The organism is Neobacillus citreus (genome assembly GCF_018343545.2).
Lineage (GTDB): Bacteria > Bacillota > Bacilli > Bacillales > Cytobacillaceae > Neobacillus > Neobacillus citreus.
In genome coordinates, this window is sequence record NZ_JAGYPE020000142.1 from 1 (window position 1) to 1,438 (window position 1,438).

The 1,438-nt window shown below is 38.0% G+C and carries 1 protein-coding gene; it reads right to left on the reverse strand.

Annotation, left to right across the window (positions count from 1 at the left end; translation table 11 throughout):
• Positions 1-33 precede the first annotated feature (33 nt).
• Positions 34-1,382 (reverse strand): IS3 family transposase gene (locus tag KHB02_RS29610; protein WP_213140189.1). Its coding sequence is split into 2 segments (ribosomal slippage): positions 34-938 and positions 938-1,382, totalling 1,350 coding nucleotides; the frame shifts between segments, so codons are not numbered across the junction.
• Positions 1,383-1,438 lie beyond the last annotated feature (56 nt).

Here is a 1,438-nt window from a genome sequence, read left to right on the forward strand (position 1 = left end):
ATGAAGTGAACCAAAAAAGTTAGACAATATATATTAAGCAACCCTTTGGACCTGAGTTCTGTATTCTACTGGGCTCAGGTCTTTTAACTTTTTCTTCATACGTATATTGTTGTAGTAGTAAATATAATCGTGTAATTCCTGTATAAAATGCTCAATACTTTCAAAATCCTGGAGATAGAGGAGTTCTGTCTTAAGGATGCCAAAGAAGTTCTCTATAACGGCATTATCGAGACAGTTTCCCTTTCGGGACATGCTTTGTGTAATATTCCGGTCTTTAAGAGTTTTTTGGTACTTGTCCATCTGGTAATGCCATCCTTGATCTGAGTGGAGGATCAACTTATCCTCTGGATTTAAAACCTCTAAAGCTTGTTCAAGCATGTTGCCTACTAAATCAAAAGAGGGGCGAGACTTAACTGTATACGAGATGACCTCACTATTGAACAAATCAAGTATAGGAGATAGATAGAGTTTCTGCCCGAAAAGGCTGAATTCTGTTACGTCTGTTACCCATTTCTGATTAGGCTTGTTGGCTTGGAAATCTCGATTTAGAATGTTAGGCGCAACTTTCCCCACACTTCCGCGATAGGACTTATATTTCTTCATACGAACCTGACACTTGATCCCCATCTGGTTCATTAGCTTGAGGACAGTCTTAGGGTCAAGAATCAAGCCTTTCTTATCAAGCTCTTTTTTAATGTTACGGTGTCCATAACGACCTTTATGTTGGTGATATATTTCTTGTATTGCCTCTTTCACCTTTGCGTATTTATCAGGGCGGTCCAGGTTTTTTGTCCAAAAATAATACGTACTTCTCTTGATACCCGCAATCTTGATCAACTCAGCGACTTTATATTCATTCCTTAGTTCAAAAATTACTTGCGCTTTGAGTTTTGTTGTAATTTTTCCTGTTCCCGAACTAAGGCATTCAACTTTTTTAGATAAGCGTTCTCCATTCGTAAACGTTCGACTTCTTGGATAAGGGATTCATTAGTTTGATTGGTCAAGTCGTTCTTTTTTCTTTCTTTTGTCATGGGAGGTCGCCCCTTCTTCTTTGGTAATAGGGCTTCCTTTCCTTCTGTTTCAACAGCTCTCCTCCAGGTATTGATGGTGGATGGATTAGGAATTTTAAACTTCGCCGCTGTTTCATTAAGAGATGCCCAATTATCGTCCATATATTTGAGTACCTCCATTTTAAACGCTGCGGAGTAGTTTGTATAACTTTTTCTTAAGGACTCCTCTCCGTGTACCAAATAAAGGTTTACCCACTGTTGAATTGTTTTATGAACAGTTCCAAGCTTTTTAGCAATATCCCTATAAGAGAGGATTCCATTTTGATATTCTTTTACTGCCCATAACTTATCCTCGAATGTAAATTTAGCCATATAAAAAACTGCACCTCCATTGTTAGTTTTGTGTCTAACAATTTTGGTGCAGTTCA